This window comes from Streptococcus pseudopneumoniae (genome assembly GCF_038148935.1).
In the GTDB taxonomy this organism is placed as follows: Bacteria; Bacillota; Bacilli; order Lactobacillales; family Streptococcaceae; genus Streptococcus; species Streptococcus pseudopneumoniae_U.
The window spans coordinates 1-724 of the sequence record NZ_JBBJZX010000194.1; the positions used below are offsets into that span (position 1 = coordinate 1).

The following is a 724-nucleotide window of genomic DNA, read 5'->3' on the forward strand; positions in this document are numbered from 1 at the left end:
AATAGCGTCCAGATGGAAACTCACACCTTGACTGGTAACAGCTACCTGCTTCTTCCACTGGTAGCCCTCCTTAGTCAGACTGATCAGCGCCTCCTCCCCTTCCAGAGAAGAGATCACTTGGTAGTCTTCGTCTAAGAGGGTAAAACCAAAGGTGGAAGCCAAGTCTCCTTGTTTAATCAGGTGACCACCGTCAATCTGTGCGAGATTGGTCATATTGAGATTACAGACCATTCTGCACCTCTTTCTATCTAATCATCTACTAAGATGTCTTCCTTAATCTCCAATTTTCCAAAATCGTTGAATAAGCGGTCTATGTAGCCATTACCTCCTAAAGCCTTGTAGCTTTTGTGCAGACTTTCCACTAGTGAAAATTCGTCTTTTGAAGTGAACCCTCTACGAATAGCCCGTCGCATATCACGGTCAAGGCGCAACTTCATAGTATTTAGATGCGCCTCATCGTGTACTTTCAACTTCTCTTGTACTTCATCGATTTTAGAATTGCTATCTTTAGCGGTAGTCTGGACATCTTCAATCTGTTTCTTAACATCGGTTAGTTCCGAGACGATTTTATCTGTTTCTTCTTTTGTTTTCTTCGGCATTTTATAGCCCAACCAAGCCACGACGATTGGCGTCGCTGCTGATAGCACGTTCATGAAGAAATGTTCTGTTTGTTGTAAGACATCCATAAGCACCTCGCTAGTCTGCCAGATGGCTCAAACCACGT

At 43.6% G+C, this 724-nt stretch carries 1 protein-coding gene and 1 pseudogene; both read right to left on the reverse strand.

What is annotated here, in order from left to right; translation table 11 throughout:
* Nucleotides 1-231, reverse strand: a pseudogene (locus WKI42_RS10545) (hypothetical protein); the annotation flags it as partial.
* Nucleotides 232-248: 17 nt separating this feature from the next.
* Nucleotides 249-686: a hypothetical protein gene (locus tag WKI42_RS10550; protein WP_368081898.1), complete on the reverse strand. Its 438-nt coding sequence runs from the start codon at nt 684-686 to the stop codon at nt 249-251.
* Nucleotides 687-724: the final 38 nt, after the last annotated feature.